This is a genomic window from Diaphorobacter sp. J5-51, from assembly GCF_001023515.1.
In the GTDB taxonomy this organism is placed as follows: Bacteria; Pseudomonadota; Gammaproteobacteria; order Burkholderiales; family Burkholderiaceae_C; genus Diaphorobacter; species Diaphorobacter nitroreducens.
Map to the genome: position 1 here is coordinate 14,230 of NZ_JSYI01000073.1, position 24,368 is coordinate 38,597.

A 24,368-nucleotide genomic window follows, 5' to 3' on the forward strand; every position below is an offset into this window, starting at 1 on the left:
CATCGCAGCGCCTCACTCGTGGCGCAGCGCCTCGATGGGGTCCAGCCGCGCGGCGCGGCGGGCCGGGAAGTAGCCGAACAGCACCCCGATGCCCGCCGAGAACACGAACGACAGCAGGTTCACGCCCGCGTGGAACACGTAGGGGATGCCCATCACCTGCGCCAGCGCAATCGACGCGCCCGTGGCCAGCACGATGCCGATGAGGCCGCCCAAAGCAGCCAGCACCACGGCCTCGATGAGGAACTGCATCAGCACCTCGCGCTCCAGCGCGCCGATGGCCAGGCGCAGGCCGATCTCCCGCGTGCGCTCGGTCACGCTCACCAGCATGATGTTCATGATGCCGATGCCGCCCACCAGCAGGCTCACGGCCGCCACCGCGCCCAGCAGCGTGGTCATCACGCGCGTGGTGCCCGAGAAGGTGTCGGCCAGTTGCTTGGTGTCCAGCACGTTGAAGTTGTCATCGTCGGTGTCGGCCAGCTTGCGGCGTTCGCGCAGCAACTCGGTCAGGCTGGCCTTCACGCGCTCGGGGTCGCTGCCATCCTTCATGGACACCAGCAGCGTCGGCACGCGCGTGGAGCCCGTCACGCGGCGCTGCAGCGTCTTGAGCGGCAGCAGCACCAGATCGTCCTGGTCGTTGCCGAAGGCGCCTTGCCCCTTGGAGGCCAGCACGCCCACCACCTCGCACGAAAACTGGCGCACGCGCACGCGCTCACCCAGCGCATCGCCGCCGGCGAACAGCTCCCGCCGCACCGTCTGGCCGATCAGGCACACGGCAGCGCCCACGCGCAGCTCGTCGGAGGTGAATTCGCGCCCGCTTTCCAGCGTCCAGTTGCCGGTCTGCAGCCAGGCATTGGTGCTGCCCATGACGCTGGTGGCCCAGTTACGCCCGTTGGCCACCACGGTGGCGCTGGTGCGCGCCTCGGGCGCCACGGCCAGAATGCCGCCGATCTGCTGCGCGATGGCCTCGGCATCCACATCCTTGAACGAGGGTGCGCCGCCACTGCCGCCGGGGCCCAGCCGCTGGCCAGGACGCACTTGCAGCAGGTTGGTGCCCAGGCTGGAGATCTGCGCCTGCACCGCCAGCGTCGCGCCGTTGCCCAGCGTGACCATGGTGATCACCGCGCTCACGCCGATCACGATGCCCAGCACGGTGAGAAAGGACCGCATCAGGTTGCGCCGTATCGAGCGCAGCGCCTGCAGCAGGGAGTTGAGCAGCATCATGGCGCCACCTCCCCCGTGCCTGCACTTGCAGGCGCTTCCCGGGGCACCTGCGCATGCGGGTGCGGATTGCGCTCGTCGCTTTCGATGCGCCCGTCCACGAAGCGCACGATGCGCCGCGCGTACTGCGCCATGTCGGGCTCGTGCGTGACCATGAGTACGGTGATGCCCTGCCCGGTGTTCAGGCGCCACAGCAGTTCCATGATCTCGCGGCTGCGCTGCGTGTCCAGGTTGCCGGTGGGCTCGTCGGCCAGCAGCACCGTAGGCTCGGTGACGATGGCGCGCGCAATCGCCACGCGCTGCTGTTGGCCGCCGGACAGCTCGGCCGGTGTGTGGTGCTCCCAGCCCTTGAGGCCCACGGCGTCCAGGGCGCGGGCCGCAGCCGCATGGCGCGCGGCCGTGCTCTCGCCGCGGTACAGCAGCGGCAGCTCCACGTTCTCCTGCGCCGAGGTACGCGCCAGCAGGTTGAAGCCCTGGAACACGAAGCCCAGGAAGCGCCGCCGCAGCCGCGCACGGTCGTCGCGCGACAGCGAGTGCACCGGCAGCCCGCGAAACAGGTAGGTACCCGCGGTGGGCCGGTCCAGGCAGCCCAGCACGTTCATGGCCGTGGATTTGCCCGAGCCGCTGGGGCCCATGATGGCCACGAAGTCGCCGCTGTCGATGTCCAGGTCCACGCCCTTGAGCGCCTGGAAGGCCAGCGCACCCTCGCCGTACACCTTGGTGATGCCGCGCAGGCGGATCAGCGGCTGCGCATCGGCGGGCGCAATCATGGCTTCGCCCCGCTCGCAAGCTGGTCGGTGATGACCTGCATGCCCGGCTGCAGCTCGTCGCTCTCCACCTCGGTGACGCGGCCGTCGCTGATGCCGGTCTTCACGCGCACGGGCTTGGGCGTGCCGTCCTGCAGCACCCACACCTGGCGCTGGGGGCCGTCGCCGCGGCTGCCGTCCGCGCCCGCGCTGCGCCGCTGGCCCGAGGGGCGTGGCATGCGCGGCATCAGCTGGGACATGATGCCGCCGCTGCCGCCCGCGCTTGCGCCAGAGCTGCCCTGTGCACCGGGCCGGCCTGCCTGCGGGGCTTCCCCCGCCGCGCTCGCGGGCTTGAAGCGCAGGGCCGTGTTGGGCACGGTAAGCACGTCATTGCGCTCGGTGGAGGTGATGGTGGCCGCGGCCGTCATGCCGGGGCGCAGGCTCAGATCGCCGTTGTCCACCTCCAGGTAGGTGATGTAGGTGACCACGTTGTCGGTCTTGGTGGAGCCGAAGGCCACGCGCGTGGTGCGCGCCGGGTAACGCCGCGAGGGGTAGGCGCTCACGGTGAAGGTGGCCTTCTGGCCCGGGCGCACCGAGCCCACGTCGGCCTCGTCCACGTTGACCTCCAGGCGCAGCTTGGTCAGGTCCTCGGCCAGGGTGAGCAGCGTCACCGCCTGCAGCGACGCGGCCACGGCATTGCCCGGCTCCACCGCCCGCGAGAGCACCACCCCGTCGATCGGCGATCGGATGGAGGCCTTGGTGACGTTGGTCTCGTCGGTGGCCAGCGCCGCGCGCGCATCTTGCACGCTGGCGCGCGCAGCGGCCTCGTCGGCCTGGGCGCGCTCGTAGGCGGCGCGGCCGGTGTCCAGCTCGGCCGCCGAAGGCACCTTGCCGCCGGACAGGCGGGCCACCTCCTCCAGGCGCGACAGGCTGGCGCGCGCCTCCTGCATGGTGGCCTGCGCCTGTGCCAGGCGCGCCTGCGCCGACGCGACCGAAGCGCGCGAGCGCAGCACCTGCGAGTCGAGCTTGGTGGTGTCCAGTTCCACCAGCACCTGGCCCTTCTTGACCTGGTCGTTCACGTCCACCAGCACGCGGCGCACGGTGCCCGAGAGTTCACTGCCAATGTTCACCGACCGCGTGGGCTGCAGCGTGCCGTTGGCCGCCACGGTGAGCGTGATCTGCCCCCGCTGCACCTCCTGCGTGACATAGCGCGGCGCCGCCTGGGCGCGCTGGCGGTCCTGCCAGTACCACCAGCCGCCGGCAGCGGCGGCCAGCACCAGCACGGCCAGCCACAGGGTGATGCTCTGCCACCAGCGCCGGCGCAGGCCGTCGCCCAGCAGGGCCTGCAGGCGCTGCGGGGCCGCCGCGGCGGCATGGGAAGCGGGGGCGCTGGAAGAGCTTGGGGATTCTTGGTCGGTCATGGTTCTTGCCTGGGAAGGCGCTGCGTCGGCGGCAGCGCCGGGTCATTCAGCAGGTTTTTTGGGGGGGCCGCTCAGGGCGCGGGCCAGCCGCCTCCCAGCGCCTTGTACAGGCGCACATGGTCGGTACTCACGCTGGCGGCCGTGCTGGCCACGCTGTCCTGCGCGGACAGCAGCGTGCGTTGGGTGTCCAGCACGGTCTGAAAGTCCACCAGCCCGCTCGCATACTGGTTCTGCGCCAGCAGCGCCGCGTTGCCCGCAGCCTCGGCCGCGGCGGACAGGCGCTGCAGTCGGTCACGGTCGCCCTGCAGCGCGACGAGCGCATCTTCCACATCCTTGAGCGCGCCGAGCACCGATTCCTCGTAGCCCACCTGCGCCTGTTGCAGCGCAGCCTCCTGCGCGCGCACCTGGGCACGCAGCGCCCCGCCATCAAACACCGGCAGCGACACGCTGGACAGCAGCGACGCCACCGTGGCGCCCCCACCCGTGAGCGCGCCCAGCGTGAGGGCGCGCAGGCCCAGCGTTCCGCTGATGCGCAGGCTGGGCATGCGCTGCGCCTCGGCCTGGGCGACGCGCTCCCAGGCGGCGCGCACGCGCTGCTCGGCCTGGCGCACGTCGGGGCGCTGGCGCAGCGTGTCTGCGGGGAAGGCCAGCGCCAGGTCCGCCGGCGGTTGGGGCACGGGCGCGTGCGCGGCCAGGGCCTCGTCCAGCGCCGCGGGCGGCTGGCCGGTGAGCACCGCCAGCGCATGCCGCGCCTGCGCGATGCCCGCCTGCAGCGTGGGCACCTGGGCGGCGGTCTGCTCCACGGCGGCGCGGGCCTGCTCGGCCGCCAGCGAACTGGCCAGCCCCGCCTGCACACGCCATTGGACGATCTGCGCAGTTTCGCTCTGCGCCGCCAGGTTCTGCTGGGCAATCTGCAGGCGCTGCTGCTGGCTGCGCAGGCTGATGTAGTTCACCGCCACCTCGGCGGCCAATGCCACCTGGGCGGCAGCCACGCCCTCCTCGGCGGCCAGCAGGTCGGCCTCGCTGGCGCGCACGCCGCTGGACAGGCGGCCGAACAGGTCGGGCTCCCAGCTCGCGTCCAGTCCCGCCTGGAAAGTGTTGCCGGTGCTGCCATTGCTGCGGCTGCGCTGGGCGGAGCCCGATGCGTTCACGGAAGGCAGCAGGCCGGCGGCCTGCACGTCGCGCTGGGCACGCGCCTGCTCCACGGCGGCGCGTGCGCTGCGCATGCTGGTGTGCGACTGCAGCGCGCGTTCCACCAGGCCGGTGAGCTGCGCATCGCCCAGCTGCCGCCACCACTGGGCCAGGTCTTGCGGGGTCGCGGCCGCGCCGCCCTGCACTGCCCCCTGGCCGGCCCAGGCGGCGGGAGTGGCCACCGCCCCCTCCAGCGCGGGAGGCGGCCGCGTGGCGCAACCGGCCAGCACCAGGGCGGCCAGCAAGGCCAGTGGCGCCGAAGCGCGCGGGCGACGGCGGGAGCGAGAAGAAAGCGCTGCGGCAAACATGAGGGCAATTGTTACAGCGCTCCTTGTCAGCGCCACCTGCGGCAGATGAACTTTTGTAAAGAAAACCGGAGAACCCGTGGCGTGGCACGCTGCTACCCTTGCGTGCCAAACGCCCGGGTGGCCTCGCCGCCGTGGCCGCCCCTCGCAAAGGAGTTCCCATGCCCCCTCTTCCCCTGCTGATCGACGGCGCGCCGCGGCCCGCCTTGGACGGCGCCACCTTCGAGCGCCGCAACCCGCTGGATGGCCGCATTGCCACCACGGCCGCTGCGGCCACCCCCGAAGACGCCGTGGCCGCCGTGCACGCGGCCGCCCAGGCCTTTCCCGCGTGGGCCGCGCTGGGCCCCGCCGCGCGGCGCGACCTGCTGCAGCGCGCCGCGCAGGCCCTCACGGCGCGCGCCGATGCCTTCGCCGCCACCATGGCGGCCGAGACCGGCGCCTCTGCCGCCTGGGCCGGCTTCAACGTGCACCTGGCCGCCAACCTGCTGCAAGAGGCCGCCGCCCTCACCACGCAGATCGCCGGCGAGGTGATCCCGTCCGACATGCCGGGCAGCCTGGCCATGGGCGTGCGCCAGCCCGCCGGCGTGGTGCTGGGCATGGCGCCGTGGAATGCGCCGGTCATCCTGGGGGTGCGCGCCATTGCCACGCCGCTGGCGTGCGGCAACACGGTGGTGTTCAAGGGCTCGGAAACCTGTCCGGCCACCCACCGCCTCATTGCCGAGGCGCTGCACGACGCCGGCCTGCCCGCGGGCGTGGTGAACTTCATCACCCATGCGCCCGGCGATGCGGCCGACGTGGTGGAGGCCATGGTGGCCCACCCAGCCGTGCGCCGCGTGAACTTCACGGGCTCCACCAAGGTGGGGCGGCTGGTGGCGCAAACCTGCGCGCGCCACCTCAAGCCCGTGGTGCTGGAGCTGGGCGGCAAGGCCCCGCTGGTGGTGCTGGACGATGCCGACGTGGATGCCGCCGTGAACGCCGCCGTGTTTGGCGCGTTCGCCAATTCGGGGCAAATCTGCATGTCCACGGAGCGCCTGGTGGTGGACGAGGCTGTGGCCGATGCGTTCGTGCACCAACTGGCCGAACGCGCCCGCGCCCTGCCGCTGGGCGACCCGCGCCAGGGCCCCGTGGTGCTGGGCCCGGTGGTGGACATGGCCACCGTGCAGCGCTGCAACGCGCTGATCGACGACGCGCTGGGCCAGGGCGCGACGCTGGTGTGCGGCGGCAAAAGCGACACCCCGCTGATGCCCGCCACGCTGCTGGACCGGGTGACGCCCGCCATGCGCATCTACCACGAGGAGACCTTTGCCCCGGTCAAGGCGATCGTGCGGGTGCGCGGCGTGGAGCAAGCCATCGCCACCGCGAACGACACCTCCTACGGCCTGTCGGCCGCCGTGTTCGGGCGCGACGTGGCGCGCGCCTGGAACGTGGCCGCACGCATCGAGTCCGGCATCTGCCATGTGAACGGCCCCACGGTGCACGACGAGCCGCAGATGCCCTTTGGCGGCGTGAAGCAGTCGGGCTGGGGGCGCTTTGGCGGCATGGCGGGCGTGCGCGAGTTCACGGAACTGCGCTGGATCACGGTGCAGACCGCGCCGCGCCACTACCCGCTCTAGCTTGCTACCAAAATGTGAGCTACCAGCGCTTGATAGACAAGCGCTGGAGCCTATTTTGACCCATATCTTCAGGCCGCGAGCGTGATGGCGTCCAGCGGCCAGCGCGGCTTCACGTCGAAGGCGTAATCGCGGTTGGGCTGCTGCTGCCCGGCCTGCAGGCGCATGGCCGCGGCCATGGCGATCATGGCGCCGTTGTCGGTACACAGGTGCAACTCGGGGTAGTGCACACGCACCTTGGCTCGCGCGCAGGCCGCGTTGAGTTGCGCGCGCAGATGCCGGTTGGCGCCCACGCCGCCGGCCACCACCACGCGCTGGAGCCCTGTTTTCTGAAGGGCGGCCAGCGTCTTCTTGACCAGCACCTCCACGATGGCGGCCTCGGTGCTCGCGGCCAGGTCGGCCTTGCGCGCGGGCAGTTCGTCGCCCAGCTTCTTGGCCTGGGTCAGCACGGCGGTCTTGAGGCCTGCGAACGAGAAGTCCAGGTCGCCGCTGTGCAGCAGCGGGCGCGGCAGTTTGAACGCGGTGGCGCTGCCATGCTCGGCCAGGCGCGATAGCGCCGGCCCGCCGGGGTAGCCCAGGCCCATGAGCTTGGCCGACTTGTCGAAGGCCTCGCCCGCCGCGTCGTCGATGGTCTCGCCCAGGATCTCGTAGCGCCCCACGCCCTCCACGCGCATGAGCTGCGTGTGCCCGCCCGACACCAGCAGCGCGACGAACGGGAATTCGGGTGGGTCGCTGCTCAGGAACGGTGATAGCAGGTGGCCTTCGAGGTGGTGCACGCCCAGCACGGGCTTGTCCAGCGCTGCGCCCAGCGCGCAGGCCACGCCCGCGCCCACCAGCAGCGCACCCGCCAGGCCCGGCCCGCGCGTGTAGGCCACCACGTCCACATCCTCCAGGCGCTCGCCCGATTCGCGCAGCACCTCGCGGGTCAGCGGCAGCACGCGGCGGATGTGGTCGCGGCTGGCCAGCTCGGGCACCACGCCGCCATAGGCCTGGTGCATGTCGATCTGGCTGTGCAGCGCATGCGCCAGCAACACGGGCACGGCGCCGCCCTCGCCGGCGCGCACCAGGGCCACGCCGGTTTCGTCACAGGAAGATTCGATACCGAGGATCAGCTGACTCATGCCCGCGAGTGTAGTGGCCGCCCCCCGCGCCCGCCGGACCGGGGGCAATCGCACGCCCGCGCATACCCGGACGGCGGCTACCAGCGGTCGGAGCGCATGCGCAGCTCCCACTGGCCCTTGCGCAGCTCGTACACGCCCACGGCGCCATAGCGCAGCTCGCCCCGGTCGTCCCAGGCCATGGTGCCGGTGACGGGGGCGTAGCCGTTGATGCCGCGCAGCGCGCGCGTGATGTCGGCGGGCGCGGCGGAGCCGGCCTTCTTGATCGCCTCGCTGACCACGTACACGGCGTCGTAGGTGTAGTGGCCGCCATAGGCCGGGGGCTTCTGGAAGGCGGCGATGTACTTCTCCAGGAACTGGCGGCCGGTGGTGAATTCGGCCACGTCCAGCACCGGCGAGGTGGCGTAGATCCCGTCGATCACGCCCATGCCCTTGGCCATGTCGGCCGTCTTCACCAGGTCGCCGCCCAGCAGCGCCACACGGCTGTGGCCCAGCTTCTGCAGTTCCTGCAGCAGCGCCAGCGCCTGGAAGTCGTTGAGCATGCAGACGATGACGCGCACCTGCGCCTCCTTGAGCCGGGCCGCCAGTTCGGCAAAGGCCACGGTCTTGTCGTCGAAGCTCTGGCGCACGGCGATGTGCTTCTTGGCCGCCAGCAACTGCGCGGCCGCGCCCTCGGCCAGTCCCTTGCCGTAGGGCGAGCCGTCGTCGACCACCGCGTAGGCATCGGCGTTGAGCTGCGCGGCCGCGAACGCGCCGATGGCGCGCGCCTGCAGGTTGTCGTTGGCGACGATGCGGAAGGTGGTGGCCAGCCCCAGCTGCGTGATGCGCGGGTTGGTGGAGATGATGAGCTGCGGCACCTCCTTGGCGGCATAGATGGGCGCGGTCTCCAGGCCCACGCCCGAGTTCAGGTGCCCGATGACGGCCACCACGCCCGATTCCAGCAGTTGCTGCGCAGCCGCCTTGCCCGAAGCGGCGTCCGCGCGGTCGTCCTGCGCCACCACCTCCAGCGTCACGCGCTTGCCGTCCACGTTCAGGCCGGATCGGTTGATCTCGTCCACTGCCAGCTTCACGCCATTGAGCAGGTCCTGCCCCAGACCCGCCAAGGGGCCGGACAAGGGCTGCGCCACACCGATCTTGATGGTGTCCGGCACCTTGCTGCATCCCGTGATCCACCCGCCCACTCCCAACGCCGCCAGCCCCAGGCTGGCGGAAAAACCGCGTCGTTTGATTCCCTGCTGCACAGTCGACTCCTCTCTCATTCATGTGGATATGTGACAGGATGTTCGCGAAAGGATGCCGCCCGCGCCAGGGGAATTGCCCGCGGCCCCAACCGGTGCGTTTCGGCAATCTTCCACAACGCATCGGGGCGGGTGTGGCGTATTTCTTGCTGGCGCCTGCGGCATGACTGAACAACTGCGGATCGTGGTGGTGGCGCCGGACCTGGCGGCCGACGGCGACGCGCACGCGGCGCTGCAGGCCGAGCGTTCGCGCGCGCTGCGCATCGGGCTGCTGGAGAACGGCTTCAACCTCGTGGCTACGCTGCCGGGCGACATGTTCCTGGGCGAGCGCCTGGCCCAGTTGCAGCCCGACCTGGTGATCGTGGACGCCGAAAGCGAGGCCCGCGACGCGCTGGAGCATGTGGTGATGGCCACGCGCGAGGCGCCCCGCCCCATCGTCATGTTTACCAACGACGAGGACACGCGCCACGTGAAGGACGCGCTGGCCGCGGGCGTGACGGCCTACATCGTCGCGGGCCTGGCGCCGCAGCGCATCCGCCCCATCCTGGAGGTGGCGCTGGCCCGCTTTGCCCACGAACAGGCGCTGCGCACCGAACTGGCGCAGGCACGCACCGCCCTGCACGAGCGCAAGACCATCGACCGCGCCAAGGGCCTGCTGATGCAGCGCCAGGGCCTGACCGAGCAGCAGGCCTACGAGCGGCTGCGCCGCGCCGCCATGGACCGCGGCCTGCGCCTGGCCGAGGTGGCGCAGCGCATGCTGGACGCGGCCGATTTGCTGGGTTGATGCGCCGGTTTGTGCATTGCACAAATGCGGTGCATCCGATGCCGTGCCGCACGGCCATGAAGCATTCAAACAAAACGGGGCTGGAACGCCCGACTATCAAGCGCTGGCAGCTATCAAAATGAAAGCAACCCCAGAGATGGCACACCGCTTGCAACAGGCCCGGTGACCACCGCTGGTCACGCACCAGGCCCTTCCAACGGCGGAAGGGCCTGGCTCCCAGGACAAAGGCGTCCCCACCCGCTCGGGCAGCGCACATGCGCCGGCCGCGCGGCGTGAGGACGCCTTTTTCCGTTGCTGCACTGCTTTTTTGACGACCCCAAAGGACTCTTGCATGACCGATCTGCTCCACACCCGAATCCCCCGACGCACCGTGCTGCAGGCGGCCACCGTGGGCGCCGTGGGCGTGAGCCCCGCGCTGCGTGCCCTGGTGCACGCCCAGGGCTCGGACGCCCCCGAGAAGAAAGAGGTGCGCATCGGCTTCATCCCCCTCACCGACTGCGCCAGCGTGGTCATGGCATCGGTGCTGGGCATCGACCAGAAGTACGGCGTGAAGATCATCCCCACCAAGGAGGCCAGCTGGGCCGGCGTGCGCGACAAGCTGGTCAACGGCGAGCTGGACTTCGCCCATGTGCTCTACGGCCTGGTCTACGGCGTGCATCTGGGCGTGGGCGGCCCCAAGAAGGACATGGCCGTGCTGATGACGCTCAACCACAACGGCCAGGCCATCACGCTGTCGCGCAAGCTGGCCGACAAGGGGGCCGTCAACGGCGCAAGCCTGGCCCAGCTGATGGCCAAGGAACGGCGCGAGTACACCTTTGCGCAGACCTTCCCCACCGGCACGCATGCGATGTGGCTGTACTACTGGCTGGCCGCGCACGGCATCCACCCCCTGAAGGACGCCAAGGTCATCACCGTACCGCCCCCGCAGATGGTGGCCAACATGCGCGTGGGCAACATGGACGGCTTCTGCGTGGGCGAGCCCTGGAACCACCGCGCCATCATGGACGGCATCGGCATCACGGCCACCACCACGCAGGCGATCTGGAAGGACCACCCCGAAAAGGTGCTGGGCACCACCGCCGACTTCGTGCAGAAGTACCCCAACACCGCGCGCGCCGTGACGGCCGCCATCCTGGAGGCCAGCCGCTGGATCGACGAAAGCCTGGCCCACAAGAACCAGATGGCCGAGACCATCGCCGGCAAGGCCTACGTGAACACCAGCGTGGACGCCATCAACCAGCGCATCCTGGGGCGCTACCAGGACGGCCTGGGCAAGACCTGGGACGACCCCGACCACATGAAGTTCTATGGCGGCGGCGCGGTGAACTTCCCCTACCTGTCCGACGGCATGTGGTTCCTGACCCAGCACAAGCGCTGGGGCCTGCTCAAGGACCACCCGGACTACCTGGGCGTGGCCAAGGCCATCAACCGCACCGACGTGTACCGCCAAGCCGCCACGGCCGCGAAGACCCCCCTGCCCGCAAGCGACATGCGCAGCCACAAGCTGGTGGATGGCGTGGTCTGGGACGGCAAGGACCCCGCGAAGTACGCCGACGGTTTCAAGCTCAAGGCCTGACGCCCCGATCGCCCCACCCCCACCAGGAGAAACCATGGTCAGTGCCGTCTTTCACAGCCCGCTGGAGCCGCAAGCGCCGGCCGGCGCGTCCGATGCTTCCAAACCGATAGCTGTTAGCGCCCATCCCACAAGCGCTGCAGACCCAAAAGCCTCAGGGCCTGCCAGCCCACCCCCGCGCAGCGACGCGCGCCAGCGCTGGAACGCCCTCTGGCTGGCCGTGCTGCCGCCGCTGTGCGGCGTGGGCCTGCTGCTGGGCCTGTGGGCCGTGGTCTCGGCCACCACGGGCCAGAGCATTCCTGGCCCGCTGCAGACCTGGGCGCAGGCGGTGGAGATCTTCAGCGACCCGTTCTACCGCAACGGCCCCAACGACCAGGGCGTGGGCTGGAACGTGCTGGCCAGCCTGCAGCGCGTGGCCGTGGGCTTCGGCCTGGCCGCGCTGGTGGGCATACCGGCGGGCTTCGTGATCGGGCGCTTCGCGTTCCTCTCGCGCATGTGCAACCCGGTCATCAGCCTGCTGCGGCCCGTCTCGCCGCTGGCGTGGCTGCCCATCGGCCTGCTGGTGTTCAAGGGCGCCAACCCGGCCGCCATCTGGACGATCTTCATCTGCTCCATCTGGCCCATGGTCATCAACACCGCCGTGGGTGTGCAACGCGTGCCGCAGGACTACATGAACGTGGCGCGCGTGCTCAACCTGAGCGAATGGAAGATCGCCACCACCATCCTGTTCCCGGCGGTGCTGCCCTACATGCTGACCGGCGTGCGCCTGGCCGTGGGCACGGCCTGGCTGGTGATCGTGGCGGCCGAGATGCTCACCGGCGGCGTGGGCATTGGCTTTTGGGTGTGGGACGAGTGGAACAACCTGAACGTCACCAACATCCTGGTGGCCATCTTCGTCATCGGCGGCGTGGGCCTGCTGCTGGAATGGGCGCTGGTCCGGCTGGCCACGGCCTTCACGTTCGAGGAGGTGCAATCATGAGCGACGCAAAATTCCTGCAGATCCAGGGGGTCGAGCAGACCTTCCGCACCGCCAAGGGCATGTTTCCCGCGCTGCGCGGCATCGACCTGGCCATCGCCCGGGGCGAATTCGTGGCACTGATCGGCCACTCGGGCTGCGGCAAGAGCACGCTGCTGAACCTGATCGCGGGCCTGACCACGCCCACCGCCGGCGCGCTGATCTGCGCCGGGCGCGAGATCAAGGGCCCCGGTCCCGAGCGCGCGGTGGTGTTCCAAAACCACTCGCTGCTGCCCTGGCTGACCTGCGAAGGCAACGTGCACCTGGCCGTGGAACGCGTGTTCGGCGCGCGCGAGTCCAAGGCCCGGCTGAAGGAGCGCACCCACGCCGCGCTGGAACTGGTGGGCCTGGCCCATGCCGCGCACAAGCGCCCCGGCGAGATATCGGGCGGCATGAAGCAGCGCGTGGGCATCGCACGCGCGCTGTCGATGGAGCCCCAGGTGCTGCTGATGGACGAGCCCTTCGGCGCGCTGGACGCGCTCACGCGCGCACGGCTGCAGGACGAGCTGCTGGAGATCGTGGCGCGCACGCGCAGCACCGTGGTCATGGTCACGCACGACGTGGACGAGGCCGTGCTGCTGTCCGACCGCATCGTGATGCTCACCAACGGCCCCGCCGCCACCATTGGCGAGGTGCTGGACGTGGGCATTGCACGCCCGCGCAACCGGGTGGCGCTGGCGGAGGATGCGCGGTACCTGCAGTGCCGCAAGGCGGTGATCGACTTTCTCTACACGCGGCAGGGGCACGTGGAGAGAGCGGCTTGAGGGTTTTTGGGCTCTAGCGCTTGCTGGGTAAGCGCTGGCAGCTATTGTTTTTGATCATTTGCCCTTGGGTTTCATGCCGCTGGCCGGGGCGAGTCCCGGCCAGCGACGAAGAAACTCACACCGCAGGGCTTCACAGAGCCCGCGCCCCGCTCGGCACAGGCCCGCCCGGAACACCGTCACCGCACCCCCGTGATGTAAAGCTCCATCTGCTCGATGATGAACTGCTGCTCCGAAATCACGCTCTTGACCAGGTCGCCGATGGACACCAGCCCCACCACGCGCCCGCCCTCCACCACCGGAAGGTGCCGCAGCCGGTTTTCTGTCATCAGCGCCATGCACTGCTCGGCGCTCTGCGCGGGCCGCACGAAGCGCACCGCGCGCGTCATCACCTCGCTCACCGGGGTGTCGCCCGAGGAGCGGCCCAACAGCACCATCTTGCGGGCGTAGTCGCGCTCGGTGAAGATGCCCGCGATCTGATCGCCTTCCATCACCAGCAGCGCACCGATGCCCTTGTCGGCCATGCGCCGCAGCGCGGTGAGCACGGTGTCCGAAGGTTCGACGGCATGGACCTGCCCATCGGCTTTGGTTCTGAGGATTTCTGCAACAGTCGTCATGGCTGCCTCCCTGGCTGTGGATGGAACGAAACCGAACACGCGCCCACAGTGTCCGCCGAACCAGGGCGGGCGCGCAACCGGGTTCAAAATTTGTTGCAACCAGGTGGTCGCAGCGCCCACGGGCCGGGCGAGTGCAGCTATGCTTTTGGAAGCTGCAGGCGCGGCCTGAGCCGCTGCGCTCAGCGCCGCCCACCCAGCAGGCTGCCGCCGATCTTGAACAGGTCGCCCAGGCCCACCTGGCCGTCGCCGTCCTGGTCCAGCAGGCTGCCCAGCAGATCGCCGCCGGGCGCGCCCGTGCGCTGCACCTGGGCGCGCTCCTGGCCCAGCACCTGCCCCAGGCCACCCGCGTCCAGCCCGTCGCTGCGCACCCGTTGCGCCAGGAACGCCATGACGATGGGCGCCAGCATCTGCAGCAGCTGACCGGCGTTCGCCCCCAGTCCGCTGGCCTGGCCCAGGCCGGCTTCGGCCCTCTCGCGGCCACCGCCGAAGATATGGCCCAGGATGGCGCCCGCGTCGCCGCCCTGCCCGGCGCCGCCGGCCATGCCGCCGCCCAGCACCGACCCCAGCAGCCCGCCCAGGTCCAGGCCGCCGATGCCCTGGGCCGTGGCGTCCATGTGGTCGCGCTGCAGCGCCCCCAGCAGCGACTGCGCACCCTGCGGCCCCTCGGCGTTGCGCCCCAGGGCACCCAGCAGCAGCGGCAGGGCCATCTCCACGGCGCTTTGCGTCTGGGCGGTGTCGGTGCCCAGGCGCTGGGCCATCTGCTGCAGCGGCGCCCCCTGCAGGTGCTGCAAAAGCTGCTGGGTCAGCAGCGGGGTGGATGCGGAAGTGGAAGTGTTCATGGCAGGCAACTCCTTCAGACGGTGATGCCCGGCCACGGCAGCCGCGTCAGGCGTACATGGTAGGCGCTGCACGGCTTCGCTGCATGTCGGTAGCTATCATTTACATAGCCACAAACGCTGAACACACAAGCCCAAAGCGCCGATTTAAAGCGCCAACAGCCGCCCCCCACGCCCTGCCGGCGGGGGCTCTGCGGCGCGCGACGCCCTTTGACAATGCCTTGTAAAGAAGCATGAAGAATCGCTGCTACCACGGCAGCCTTGCCGTCAATGTGCGAAAGTGCAACGCGTGCCTGCAGAGCGGAGCGCCCTGCGACGCCCTTCCAGGCCCCGCTTTCCTGCTCTGCGCCACCCTTTCCAGACCTTGCGCCTTCGCCCCATGATCCACGCGACGACACCCGCGCCCATTGAGCGCCCCGCCCGCGCCCCCCGTCTTTCCGCTTCACCCGCTTTTTCCCCCTCGTGCACCTCTGCGGCCCGTCACGGCGCGCTCGCGCAGCGGCTGGCTGGCCTGGCCCTGGCGCTGGGCCTGGCGGCCTGTGGCGGCAAGGACGCGCCAGCCACCGAGCCACAGGGCCCCGCCGCCGTGGGCGTGGTCACCCTGCAAACGCGCGCGCAGCAACTGGACGCCACCTTGCCCGGCCGCACCCGCGCCTACCTGACCGCCGAGGTGCGCCCCCAGGTCTCGGGCATCGTGCAGCAGCGCCTGTTCACCGAGGGTGCGCTGGTGCGCAAGGGCCAGCCGCTGTACCAGATCGACGACCGCCCGCTGCGCGCCACCGAGGCCAGCGCCGAGGCCACTCTGGCCCGCGCCGAGGCCACGGCGCGCACGCAGGAGGCCAATGCGCGCCGCAATGCCGAACTGGTCAAGATCGACGCCATCAGCCGCCAGGCCTATGACGAGAGCCAGGCCGCGGCCGCGCAGGCCCGCGCCGACGTGGGCGTGGCCCGCGCCAACCTGGAGACGGCACGCATCAACCTGCGCTACAGCCGCATCGAAGCGCCCATCGCCGGACGCATCAGCCTGTCCAGCGTCACCCCTGGCGCGCTGGTGACGGCCAACCAGGCCAATGCGCTCACCACCATCGTGCAGATGGACCCGATGTACGTGGACTTCACCCAGTCCAGCACCGAGCTGGTGCAGCTCAAGCGCGACTGGGAGGCCGGCCGCTACCAGAAGGTGGACGGCAACCAGATGCGCGTGCGCATCCGGCTGGACGACGGCAGCGACTACCCGCACGAAGGCCGGCTGCAATTTGCGGGCGTGATCGTCAACGACACCACGGGCACGGTGACGCTGCGCGCCGTGGTGCCCAACCCCGACGGCGTGCTCATGCCCGGCATGTACGTGCAGGCGCTGCTGCCCACGGGCCTGGCCAGCGACGCGCTGCTGATCCCGCAGCAGTCCGTGCACCGCGACCTGACGGGCCGCGCCAGCGTGCTGGTGGTCAACGCCGACAACGTGGTCGAGAAGCGCCCCGTGGAACTGGCGCGCGCCTTGGGCAACCGCTGGCTGGTGGACAGCGGCCTGCAACCCGGCGAGCGCCTGGTGGTGGATGGCTTTCAACGCATCAAGCCCGGCGACAAGGTGGCGCCCCAGGTGGTGGACCTGAACACCAAGAAGGGCCCGGCCGCCGCGGCGCCAGCACCCGCCGCCAGCGCCACCCCCGCGGCGGGCCAGAGCGTAGACATCACCGCCCGCCCCGGCGCATCCCGCTGAGCACGAGGTCAGGCGCACATGGCCCAGTTCTTCATCAACCGCCCCATCTTCGCGTGGGTGCTGTCCATCATCATCATGCTGGCGGGCGGCCTGGCGATCTTCACGCTGCCGCTGGAGCAATACCCCGACATCGCACCGCCGCGCGTGACCATCTCCGCGCAGTACACGGGCGCTTCGGCCGAGACCGTGGAAAACTCGGTCACGCAGATCATCGAGCAGCAGCTCAAGGGCATCGACAACATGATCTACATGGGCTCGACGTCGGATGCGTCGGGCCGCTCGGCCACCACCCTCACGTTTGCGCCGGGCACCAACATCGACGTGGCCCAGGTGCAGGTGCAGAACAAGCTGCAGTCGGCCATGAACCGCCTGCCCGATGCCGTGAAGAGCCGGGGCGTGTTCGTCAACAAGGGCGGCCAGGACTACCTGGTCACCTACAGCTTCTTCTCGGGCGACCCGAACATGAGCGCGGTGGACATCGGGGACTACCTGAACTCCAACCTCGTGGACGTGATCGGCCGCCTGGACGGCGTGGGCGACATCCGCGTGTTCGGCACCTTCTACGCCATGCGCCTGTGGATGGACCCGGCCAAGATGGAGAAATTCCAGCTCATGCCGTCGGACCTGATCAGCGCCCTCAACGCGCAGAACGCACAGGTCTCGGCCGGCCAGCTCGGCGCGCTGCCCGCCGTGCCCGACCAGCAGCTCAACGCCACCATCACCGCGCGCACCAAGCTGCAGACGGTGCAGGAGTTCGAGGACATCGTGCTCAAGACCGCCACCGACGGTTCGGTGGTCACGGTGAAGGACGTCGCGCGCGTGGAACTGGGCCCCGACAACCTGACGGTCAAGGCCAAGCTCAACGGCCGCCCGGGCGCGGGCATGGGCATCGTGCTGGCCGACGGCGCCAACGCCATGGCGGTGTCGGACGCCGTGGCCGCCAAGCTGGCGGAGCTCAAGCCCTACTTCCCCAACCAGATCGACTATTTCGTCAGCTCCGACTCCACGCCCTTCGTGCGCGCCTCGATCCGCGAAGTGGCCACCGCGCTGGGCGAGGCCATGGTGCTGGTGGTGATCGTGATGTTCATCTTCCTGCAGAACTTCCGCGCCACGCTGATCCCTGCGATCGCCGTGCCAGTGGTGCTGCTGGGCACCTTCGGCGTGCTGGCCGCGGCGGGTTACTCGATCAACACGCTGACCATGTTCGCGCTGGTGCTGGCCATCGGCCTGCTGGTGGACGACGCCATCGTGGTGGTGGAGAACGTCGAGCGCGTGATGCACGAGTCGGGCCTCTCGCCCAAAGAGGCCACGCGCCACTCGATGCGCGAGATCACGCCCGCGCTGGTGGGCATCGGCCTCACGCTGTCGGCGGTGTTCGTGCCGATGGCGTTCTTCGGCGGCTCCACGGGGGTGATCTACCGGCAGTTCTCCATCACCATCGTGGCGGCGATGGCGCTGTCGGTGCTGGTGGCGCTCACGCTCACGCCGGCGCTGTGCGCCAGCATCCTCAAGCCGTCCGCCCACCTGGGCAAGGACCCGCAGGTGCGCCGCGGCCTGCTGGGGCTGAACGACCGCTTCTTCCTCTGGTTCAACCGCCACTTCGAGACCAACACGCTGCGCTACCAGCGCGGCGTGCGCTGGATGCTGCACCGCGCCAAGCGCATGCTGCTGATCTTTGCCGCCATCTGCCTGGCCGTGTGGTGGATCATCGGCCGCGTGCCGACGGCCTTCCTGCCCGATGAAGACCAGGGCTACATCCTGGCCAACGTCAACCTGCCCGCTGGAGCCACCGACGCGCGACTGCAGGACGTGCTGGACCAGGTGAATCTGTACTTCAAGGACGTGCCCGAGGTCATCAGCTTCAACCAGGTCTCGGGCCTGAACGGCGACCAGAGCTCGGCGCGCGCATTCATCCGCCTCAAGCCCTGGGACCAGCGGCCGCTGGCCAGCCAGTCCGCGGCGGCCATCGCCCACCGCGCCACCCAGGAGCTGGCCAAGATCCGCGACGCGCGCATCTTCGTGTCGCAACCGCCGGCCGTGCGCGGCCTGGGCTCCAACGCAGGCTTCAACTTCATGCTCAAGGACATCAACGGCCTGGGGCACGAGGCGCTGCTGGCCGCCAAGGACCGGTTCCTGGCCGAGGCGCGCAAGCACCCCGAGCTGACCAACCTGCGCACCACCAACCTGGACGACGCCACCGAGCTGCGCCTGGACATCGACGACCGCAAGGCCGCCGCGCTGGGCCTGAGCTACGACGCCATCAACAGCGTGCTCTCCAGCGGCATGGGCGGCACCTACGTGAACGACTTTCTGAACAACGGCCGCGTCAAGCGCGTCTACATCCAGGGCGACGCGCCGCACCGCATGCTGCCGCAGGACATCGGCAAGTGGACCGTGCGCAACAAGAACGGCGAGATGGTGCCTTTCGGCACCTTCTCCAAGGCCCACTGGGCCTATGGCTCGCCGCAGCTCATGCGCTACAACGGCGCGCCCGCCTATGAGATGGTGGGCAGCGCCGCGCCGGGCGTCAGCTCGGGCGTGGCCATGAAGATCGTGGAGGACATCCTGAAGGGCCTGCCGCCCGGCATTGCGTACGAATGGACGGGCGCCTCGCTGCAGGAGCGCCAATCCGGCGCGCAGGCGCCGCTGCTGTACGCCATCTCGATCCTGTTCGTGTTCCTGTGCCTGGCCGCGCTGTACGAGAGCTGGACCGTGCCCCTGTCGGTGATGCTGGCCGTGCCGCTGGGCGTGCTGGGCGCTCTGCTGGCGACCTGGACGCGGGGCCTGGCCAACGACGTGTACTTCCAGGTCGGCCTGATCACCACGGTGGGCCTGGCCTCCAAGAACGCCATCCTGATCGTCGAGTTTGCCGTGCAGTTGCAGGAACAGGGCCGCAAGCTGCTGGATGCCACGCTGGAAGCCGTGCGCATGCGCCTGCGCCCCATCCTCATGACCTCGCTGGCCTTCGGCTTCGGCGTGGTGCCGCTGGCCCTGGGCACGGGCGCCGGCGCGGGCGGGCGCAATGCCATCGGCACGGCCGTGCTGGGCGGCACCGTGGCCTCCACGGTGCTGGGCATCTTCATGGTGCCGGTGTTTTTCCTGCTGATCCGCAGCTGGTTCAAGAGCCGCTCGCGCCAGGACGACGCGGCCCAGCCTGCCCCCATCCACCCGGAGAGTGCCGCATGACGCGCCCCCATCCCTTCACGCCTGTGACCGCCGCCCTGGCCTGCGCCTTGCTGGCCGGCTGCAACCTGGCGCCACGCTACGAAGCGCCGCCGCTGCCCGTGCCGGACACGGTGGCATCGCCCCTGCCCCAGCCACCGACCGCCGGCGCCGTGGCGCTGCCGGACGGAGGTCCCATGGCCTGGCAAGACTTCGTGCAGGACGCCCGCCTGCGCACGGTGGTGGAACAGGCCCTGGCGAACAACCGCGACCTGCGCGTGGCGGTACTGGCCATCGACAAGGCCCGCGCGCAGTACGGCGTGGTGCAGGCCGACCGCTTTCCCACGGTGAACGCGGCCGGCGCGGGCAACCGCAGCCGCACCGCCGACGACCTGACCGCCGCGGGCCGTTCCAACACCACCAGCCAGTACAGCGCCACACTGGGCTTCAGCAGCTACGAGATCGACTTCTTCGGCCGCGTGCGCAACCTGCACGATACCGCGCTGCAGGAGTTCCTGCGCGTGGCGGAGAACCGCCGCAGCGTGCAGCTCAGCCTGGTGGCCGAGGTGATCGGCGCCTGGCTCACGCTGGACGCCGACGCGCGCCGCCTGCAACTGGCACGCGAGACCCTGCGCACGCGCCAGCAGGCCCTGGAACTCACGCAGCGCAGCCATGAACTAGGCGCCAGTTCGGGCCTGGTGCTGGCGCAGGCCCAGTCGGCGGCCGACACCGCACGCGTGGATGCGGCCGCCTTCGTCTCGCAGCTGGCGCGCAGCCGCAACGCCCTGGCCCTGCTGGTGGGATCGCCCGTGCCCCCAGCGTTGTTACCCGCCAGCGTGGCCACCGTGGAAACGGCCATGCCGGTCACGGCCATGGCGGGCCCGGCCACGCCGGCAACCCAGCCCGCTCCCGGCACCGGTACTGCGGACAGTCCTGCCCCCCGGTCCCCCGTCCCCGCGCTGGCCGAGCCCGCGGCGCCCGCAACGGCGCTGCTGGCCGTGCCTGCAGACGTTCCGTCCAGCGTGCTGCTGCGCCGCCCCGACGTGCGCGCGGCCGAGCATGCACTGCAGGGCGCCACGGCCAATATCGGCGCGGCCCGCGCGGCGTTCTTTCCGTCGATCACGCTCACGGCCTCGGTGGGCACGGCCAGCAATGCGCTGACGGGCCTGTTCGAGGGCGGCAACGGCACCTGGGCGTTCGCGCCGCAGATCCGCATGCCGATCTTCGACGCCGGCCGCAACCAGGCCAACCTGCGCGTGGCCGAGGTGACGCGCGACACCGCCGTGGCCCAGTACGAGAAGGCCATCCAGACCGCCTTCCGCGAGGTGGCCGACGCGCTGGCCGAGCGCGCCACGCTCACCGAGCGCCTGCAGGCGCAGGGCTCGCTGGTGCAGGCCACCCAGCGCACGCTGCAGCTGTCGGACGCACGCTTTCGCCTCGGTGCGGACAACTACCTCGCCGTGCTGGACGCGCAGCGCACGCTGTATGCCGCACAGCAGGCGCAGATCACGCTGCAATTGGCCGAGCAGGTCAACCGCGTGACGCTCTACAAGGTGCTGGGCGGCGCCTGGACGGACCCAACACCACCGCCGGCAGGCGGCTCCTGATTCCATCGCTGGTAGCGCCTGAGGGACAAGCGCTGGACGCTGTTCTTGTTCAATTGCGGTGCACCGGGCGCGCACGCAGGGGCCACGCCACCGGCACAACATCCCCTACGAGGTCCGGGCGCCATCAGGACGCCAGCGCCCGCACCATCGCGCCGCCACTTGCACCACGGCGGTGCGCAGCCCGCCACGCCCGGCCAAGCGCGCGATTGCTCCTAAAACCATAGCTGATCGCGCCTGCCCATCAAGCGCTAGCGGACTATTCAGCCCAACCCATGAGCGCACACCTCTCACCCCGCCGCACCCTGGCACGCCCATTGCATTGAAGCCAGCGCGGCCACGGTAGGCCGCAGCGCGTGCCCTCTCCAACGGCGGAGGCAGGGCTCGCGGGACGAAGGCGTCCCCACCCGCAACCAGGCCCCTGCCCGGTGCGGCGTGCGGACGCCTTTTTTTGTTGATGTGGCTGCGCGGGGCATTCCCGCCGGGGAGACGATGGTGAAGCAATCCAGGCTGGTGATGGTGGGCAATGGCATGGCAGGCGTGCGCGCGCTGGAAGAGCTGCTCAAGATCGCGCCCGACCTCTACGACATCACGGTGTTCGGCGCCGAGCCGCACCCCAACTACAACCGCATCCTGCTGTCGCCCGTGCTGGCGGGCGAGCAGACGCTGGAGGAGATCGTCCTCAACGACTGGTCCTGGTATGCGGACCACCACATCACGCTGCACGCGGGGTGCACCGTGACCCATGTGGACCGCACGCGGCGCACCGTGCATGGCGTGGCGCATGACGGGCGCACCGTCGAGGCGCCCTACGACCGGCTGATTCTCGCCACGGGTTCCAACCCGTTCATGCTGCCCATTCCGGGCCGTGAGCTGCCCGGCGTGCTGGCCTACCGCGACATCGCGGACACGCAGGCCATGATCGACGCTGCCGCCAGCTACAAGCACGCCGTGGTGATCGGCGGCGGCCTGCTGGGCCTGGAGGCGGCCAACGGCCTCATGAAGCGCGGCATGCAGGTCACCGTGGTGCATGCGGGCGAGTGGCTCATGGAGCGCCAGCTTGACGACGTGGCGGGCAAGCTGCTGCAGCAGTCGCTGGCCGAGCGCGGCATGCAGTTCCTGATGCAGGCCCAAACGCAGGAACTGGTGGCCGGCGGCGACGGCCGCGTGGCCGCGGTGCGCTTCAAGGACGGCAGCGAGGTGCCCGCCCAGCTCGTGGTGATGGCCGTGGGCATCCGCCCCAACACGGCCCTGGCCGAGCAGATGCACCTGCACGTCAACCGCGGCATCGTCGTCAGCGACACGCTGCAGACCGTGACCGACCCGCGCATCTACGCCGTGGGCGAATGCGCGGCGCACCGCGGCATCGCCTACGGGCTGGTGGCGCCGCTGTTCGAGCAGGGCAAGGTGCTGGCCAACCACCTGGCGGAATGGGGTATCGGGCGCTACCAGGGCTCGCTCACCTCCACTAAGCTCAAGGTCACGGGCATCGACCTGTTTTCCGCCGGCGACTTCCAGGGCGGCGAGGGCACGGAGGAGATCGTGCTCAGCGACCCGCATGCCGAGGGCGGCGGTGTGTACAAGAAGCTGGTGCTCAAGGACGACCGGCTCGTGGGCGCCTGCCTCTATGGCGACACGGTGGACGGCAGCTGGTACTTCAAGCTGCTGCGTGACGGCCGCAGCGTGGCCGACATCCGCGACCGGCTCATGTTCGGCGAATCGCACCTGGGCGACGCGGGCCATCAGGGCCAGAACAAGGCCGCCGCCATGGCCGACAGCGACGAGGTCTGCGGCTGCAACGGCGTGACCAAGGGCCAGATCTGCAAGGCGATCAAGGACAAGGGCCTGTTCACGCTGGACGAGGTGCGCAAGCACACCAAGGCCAGCGCCAGCTGCGGCTCGTGCACCGGGCTGGTGGAGCAGATCCTCATGGCCACTGCGGGCGGCGACTATTCCGCCACGCCCAAGACCAAGCCCGTGTGCGCCTGCACCGACCACGGCCACCAGGCCGTGCGCGAAGCCATCCGCACACACCGGCTGCTGACCGTGGACGGCGTGTTTCGCTTCCTGGAGTGGAAGACGCCCAACGGCTGCGCCACCTGCCGCCCGGCCGTGAACTACTACCTCATCAGCACTTGGCCCAAGGAGGCGCGGGACGACCCGCAAAGCCGCTTCATCAACGAGCGCAGCCACGCCAACATCCAGAAGGACGGCACCTACAGCGTGGTGCCGCGCATGTGGGGCGGCGAGACCAGTGCCGCCGAACTGCGCCGCATCGCCGACGTGGTGGACAAGTACCAGATCCCCACGGTGAAGGTCACGGGCGGCCAGCGCATCGACCTGCTGGGCGTGAAGAAGGAAGACCTGGTCAACGTCTGGCGCGACATCGGCATGCCCTGCGGCCACGCCTACGCCAAGGCGCTGCGCACCGTGAAGACCTGCGTGGGCAGCGAGTGGTGCCGCATGGGCACGCAGGACAGCACGCAGCTCGGCAAGGACCTGGAGCACGCCTTCGTGGGCATGTACGCGCCGCACAAGGTCAAGTTCGCCGTCAGCGGCTGCCCGCGCAACTGCGCCGAGAGCGGGATCAAGGACGTGGGGATCATCGGCGTGGACTCGGGCTGGGAGATGTACGTGGCCGGCAACGGCGGCATCAAGACCGAGGTGGCGCAGTTCTTTACCAAGCTCAAGACCGCCGAGGAGGTGCTGGAGTACACGGGCGCTTTCATGCAGCTGTACCGCCTGGAGGGCTGGTACCTGGAGCGCACGGTGCACTTCGTCGCCCGCGTGGGACTGGACTACGTCAAGCGCCGCGTACTCCAAGATGCCCCCGGCCGCCAGGCGCTGTGGCGCGAGCTGCAGGACGCGCTGGCGGGCGAGCCCGACCCGTGGTTCGAGTTCGAGCCGGCAGCGGTGGACCGGCGCCAGTTCATCCCGATCACGCCCATCCCCGCATGAACGTTGGCATGAGTTTCAGCCAAAAGTGCCTGTCACGCCCTGCCAGCAAGCGCCAACAGCTCCTAAAGGAATAGCTATGACCACCTGGACCCCGATCTGCTCCCTGGACGACATCCCCGTGCTCGGCGCGCGCCGCGTGGCCCGCCCGCACGGCATGGACGTGGCCGTCTTCCGCAACGACGCCGGCGGTGTGTTCGCCCTGCTCGACCGCTGCCCCCACAAGGGCGGCCCCTTGAGCCAGGGCATCGTCTTCGGCAACAGCGTGGCCTGCCCGCTGCACAACTGGACCATCGGCCTGTGCGACGGCCAGGCCGCCGCCCCCGACGAAGGCTGCACGCCGCGCTTTCAGGTCAAGGTGGAAGCCGGCACCGTCTACCTGGACGCCCAGGAACTGGCCCACCACGCCCTGGACCTGCAACGCCCCGTGGCCGGCCCCGCGGTGCGCTGCAAGGCAAACCCACCATGACCCCGCGCAGGCGCAACGCGCCGCG

General features: G+C 70.0%; 18 protein-coding genes. 10 read left to right on the forward strand and 8 right to left on the reverse strand.

What is annotated here, in order from left to right; translation table 11 throughout:
* Positions 1–12 precede the first annotated feature (12 nt).
* The 4 genes from OX89_RS09850 to OX89_RS09865 form a co-directional block, all read right to left on the reverse strand.
* On the reverse strand, positions 13–1,218 hold the full coding sequence (locus OX89_RS09850; protein WP_199856234.1) for an ABC transporter permease: 1,206 nt from the start codon (positions 1,216–1,218) through the stop codon (positions 13–15).
* Complete coding sequence (locus tag OX89_RS09855; protein ID WP_047350487.1) at positions 1,218–1,988, reverse strand: ABC transporter ATP-binding protein; 771 nt, start codon at positions 1,986–1,988, stop codon at positions 1,218–1,220. The genes OX89_RS09850 and OX89_RS09855 overlap by 1 nt, the downstream gene beginning before the upstream one ends.
* On the reverse strand, positions 1,985–3,385 hold the full coding sequence (locus OX89_RS09860; protein WP_011805981.1) for an efflux RND transporter periplasmic adaptor subunit: 1,401 nt from the start codon (positions 3,383–3,385) through the stop codon (positions 1,985–1,987). Before OX89_RS09860 ends, OX89_RS09855 begins: the two co-directional genes overlap by 4 nt.
* Before the next feature lie 71 nt (positions 3,386–3,456).
* The gene (locus OX89_RS09865; protein WP_047350488.1) at positions 3,457–4,884 is read right to left on the reverse strand and encodes an efflux transporter outer membrane subunit; all 1,428 of its coding nucleotides are present in this window, start codon (positions 4,882–4,884) and stop codon (positions 3,457–3,459) included.
* A gap of 158 nt (positions 4,885–5,042) precedes the next feature.
* On the opposite strand from OX89_RS09865, the gene OX89_RS09870 reads away from it, so the two are divergent.
* Positions 5,043–6,494: an aldehyde dehydrogenase gene (locus OX89_RS09870; protein WP_047350489.1), complete on the forward strand. Its 1,452-nt coding sequence runs from the start codon at positions 5,043–5,045 to the stop codon at positions 6,492–6,494.
* Positions 6,495–6,562: 68 nt separating this feature from the next.
* Here OX89_RS09870 and tsaD read toward each other — a convergent pair whose 3' ends face one another.
* Together tsaD and OX89_RS09880 are read right to left on the reverse strand one after the other, a co-directional pair.
* Positions 6,563–7,612, reverse strand: a complete 1,050-nt coding sequence (gene tsaD / locus OX89_RS09875) for a tRNA (adenosine(37)-N6)-threonylcarbamoyltransferase complex transferase subunit TsaD (protein WP_047350490.1) — start codon at positions 7,610–7,612, stop codon at positions 6,563–6,565.
* A 77-nt stretch (positions 7,613–7,689) separates the two neighbouring features.
* Positions 7,690–8,868, reverse strand: a complete 1,179-nt coding sequence (locus tag OX89_RS09880) for a branched-chain amino acid ABC transporter substrate-binding protein (protein WP_369799276.1) — start codon at positions 8,866–8,868, stop codon at positions 7,690–7,692.
* Between the two features lie 142 nt (positions 8,869–9,010).
* On the opposite strand from OX89_RS09880, the gene OX89_RS09885 reads away from it, so the two are divergent.
* From OX89_RS09885 to OX89_RS09900, 4 genes are all read left to right on the forward strand, one after another.
* Entirely contained in the window at positions 9,011–9,631 is a 621-nt protein-coding gene (locus OX89_RS09885) for an ANTAR domain-containing response regulator (RefSeq protein ID WP_011805986.1), read from the forward strand.
* A 331-nt stretch (positions 9,632–9,962) separates the two neighbouring features.
* Entirely contained in the window at positions 9,963–11,207 is a 1,245-nt protein-coding gene (locus tag OX89_RS09890) for a CmpA/NrtA family ABC transporter substrate-binding protein (protein WP_047350492.1), read from the forward strand.
* Positions 11,208–11,241: 34 nt separating this feature from the next.
* Positions 11,242–12,183, forward strand: a complete 942-nt coding sequence (ntrB, locus tag OX89_RS09895; protein WP_011805988.1) for a nitrate ABC transporter permease — start codon at positions 11,242–11,244, stop codon at positions 12,181–12,183.
* Entirely contained in the window at positions 12,180–12,983 is an 804-nt protein-coding gene (locus tag OX89_RS09900) for an ABC transporter ATP-binding protein (protein ID WP_047350493.1), read from the forward strand. Before ntrB ends, OX89_RS09900 begins: the two co-directional genes overlap by 4 nt.
* A 176-nt stretch (positions 12,984–13,159) precedes the next feature.
* Here the strand turns inward: OX89_RS09900 and OX89_RS09905 are convergent, their stop codons facing one another.
* Complete coding sequence (locus OX89_RS09905) at positions 13,160–13,597, reverse strand: CBS domain-containing protein (protein WP_011805990.1); 438 nt, start codon at positions 13,595–13,597, stop codon at positions 13,160–13,162.
* A gap of 179 nt (positions 13,598–13,776) precedes the next feature.
* The gene (locus OX89_RS09910; RefSeq protein WP_047350494.1) at positions 13,777–14,436 is read right to left on the reverse strand and encodes a DUF937 domain-containing protein; all 660 of its coding nucleotides are present in this window, start codon (positions 14,434–14,436) and stop codon (positions 13,777–13,779) included.
* Positions 14,437–14,812: 376 nt separating this feature from the next.
* Between OX89_RS09910 and OX89_RS09915 the strand changes: the two genes are divergently transcribed.
* The 5 genes from OX89_RS09915 (at position 14,813) to nirD (ending at position 24,343) form a co-directional block, all read left to right on the forward strand.
* Positions 14,813–16,153: an efflux RND transporter periplasmic adaptor subunit gene (locus OX89_RS09915; protein ID WP_047350495.1), complete on the forward strand. Its 1,341-nt coding sequence runs from the start codon at positions 14,813–14,815 to the stop codon at positions 16,151–16,153.
* Positions 16,154–16,171: 18 nt separating this feature from the next.
* Positions 16,172–19,339 carry an efflux RND transporter permease subunit gene (locus OX89_RS09920; RefSeq protein WP_047350496.1) on the forward strand — a complete coding sequence of 1,056 codons (3,168 nt, stop codon included), beginning with the start codon at positions 16,172–16,174 and terminating at the stop codon, positions 19,337–19,339.
* Positions 19,336–20,922 (forward strand): efflux transporter outer membrane subunit, encoded by a 1,587-nt coding sequence (locus OX89_RS09925; RefSeq protein ID WP_047350497.1) that lies wholly within the window; start codon positions 19,336–19,338, stop codon positions 20,920–20,922. The genes OX89_RS09920 and OX89_RS09925 overlap by 4 nt, the downstream gene beginning before the upstream one ends.
* 489 nt (positions 20,923–21,411) lie before the next feature.
* Positions 21,412–23,877 (forward strand): nitrite reductase large subunit NirB, encoded by a 2,466-nt coding sequence (nirB, locus tag OX89_RS09930; RefSeq protein ID WP_047350498.1) that lies wholly within the window; start codon positions 21,412–21,414, stop codon positions 23,875–23,877.
* Positions 23,878–23,953: 76 nt separating this feature from the next.
* Positions 23,954–24,343, forward strand: a complete 390-nt coding sequence (gene nirD / locus OX89_RS09935) for a nitrite reductase small subunit NirD (protein WP_047350499.1) — start codon at positions 23,954–23,956, stop codon at positions 24,341–24,343.
* The last annotated feature ends 25 nt before the right edge of the window (positions 24,344–24,368 follow it).

Excerpts from the sequence above, each read along its gene's own strand:
- OX89_RS09850 (WP_199856234.1), bottom strand. The coding sequence starts at position 1,218 with ATGCTGCTCAACTCCCTGCTGCAGGCGCTGCGCTCGATACGGCGCAAC.
- OX89_RS09855 (WP_047350487.1), bottom strand. The coding sequence starts at position 1,988 with ATGATTGCGCCCGCCGATGCGCAGCCGCTGATCCGCCTGCGCGGCATC.
- OX89_RS09860 (WP_011805981.1), bottom strand. The coding sequence starts at position 3,385 with ATGACCGACCAAGAATCCCCAAGCTCTTCCAGCGCCCCCGCTTCCCAT.
- OX89_RS09865 (WP_047350488.1), bottom strand. The coding sequence starts at position 4,884 with ATGTTTGCCGCAGCGCTTTCTTCTCGCTCCCGCCGTCGCCCGCGCGCT.
- OX89_RS09870 (WP_047350489.1), top strand. The coding sequence starts at position 5,043 with ATGCCCCCTCTTCCCCTGCTGATCGACGGCGCGCCGCGGCCCGCCTTG.
- tsaD (WP_047350490.1), bottom strand. The coding sequence starts at position 7,612 with ATGAGTCAGCTGATCCTCGGTATCGAATCTTCCTGTGACGAAACCGGC.
- OX89_RS09880 (WP_369799276.1), bottom strand. The coding sequence starts at position 8,868 with ATGAGAGAGGAGTCGACTGTGCAGCAGGGAATCAAACGACGCGGTTTT.
- OX89_RS09885 (WP_011805986.1), top strand. The coding sequence starts at position 9,011 with ATGACTGAACAACTGCGGATCGTGGTGGTGGCGCCGGACCTGGCGGCC.
- OX89_RS09890 (WP_047350492.1), top strand. The coding sequence starts at position 9,963 with ATGACCGATCTGCTCCACACCCGAATCCCCCGACGCACCGTGCTGCAG.
- ntrB (WP_011805988.1), top strand. The coding sequence starts at position 11,242 with ATGGTCAGTGCCGTCTTTCACAGCCCGCTGGAGCCGCAAGCGCCGGCC.
- OX89_RS09900 (WP_047350493.1), top strand. The coding sequence starts at position 12,180 with ATGAGCGACGCAAAATTCCTGCAGATCCAGGGGGTCGAGCAGACCTTC.
- OX89_RS09905 (WP_011805990.1), bottom strand. The coding sequence starts at position 13,597 with ATGACGACTGTTGCAGAAATCCTCAGAACCAAAGCCGATGGGCAGGTC.
- OX89_RS09910 (WP_047350494.1), bottom strand. The coding sequence starts at position 14,436 with ATGAACACTTCCACTTCCGCATCCACCCCGCTGCTGACCCAGCAGCTT.
- OX89_RS09915 (WP_047350495.1), top strand. The coding sequence starts at position 14,813 with ATGATCCACGCGACGACACCCGCGCCCATTGAGCGCCCCGCCCGCGCC.
- OX89_RS09920 (WP_047350496.1), top strand. The coding sequence starts at position 16,172 with ATGGCCCAGTTCTTCATCAACCGCCCCATCTTCGCGTGGGTGCTGTCC.
- OX89_RS09925 (WP_047350497.1), top strand. The coding sequence starts at position 19,336 with ATGACGCGCCCCCATCCCTTCACGCCTGTGACCGCCGCCCTGGCCTGC.
- nirB (WP_047350498.1), top strand. The coding sequence starts at position 21,412 with ATGGTGAAGCAATCCAGGCTGGTGATGGTGGGCAATGGCATGGCAGGC.
- nirD (WP_047350499.1), top strand. The coding sequence starts at position 23,954 with ATGACCACCTGGACCCCGATCTGCTCCCTGGACGACATCCCCGTGCTC.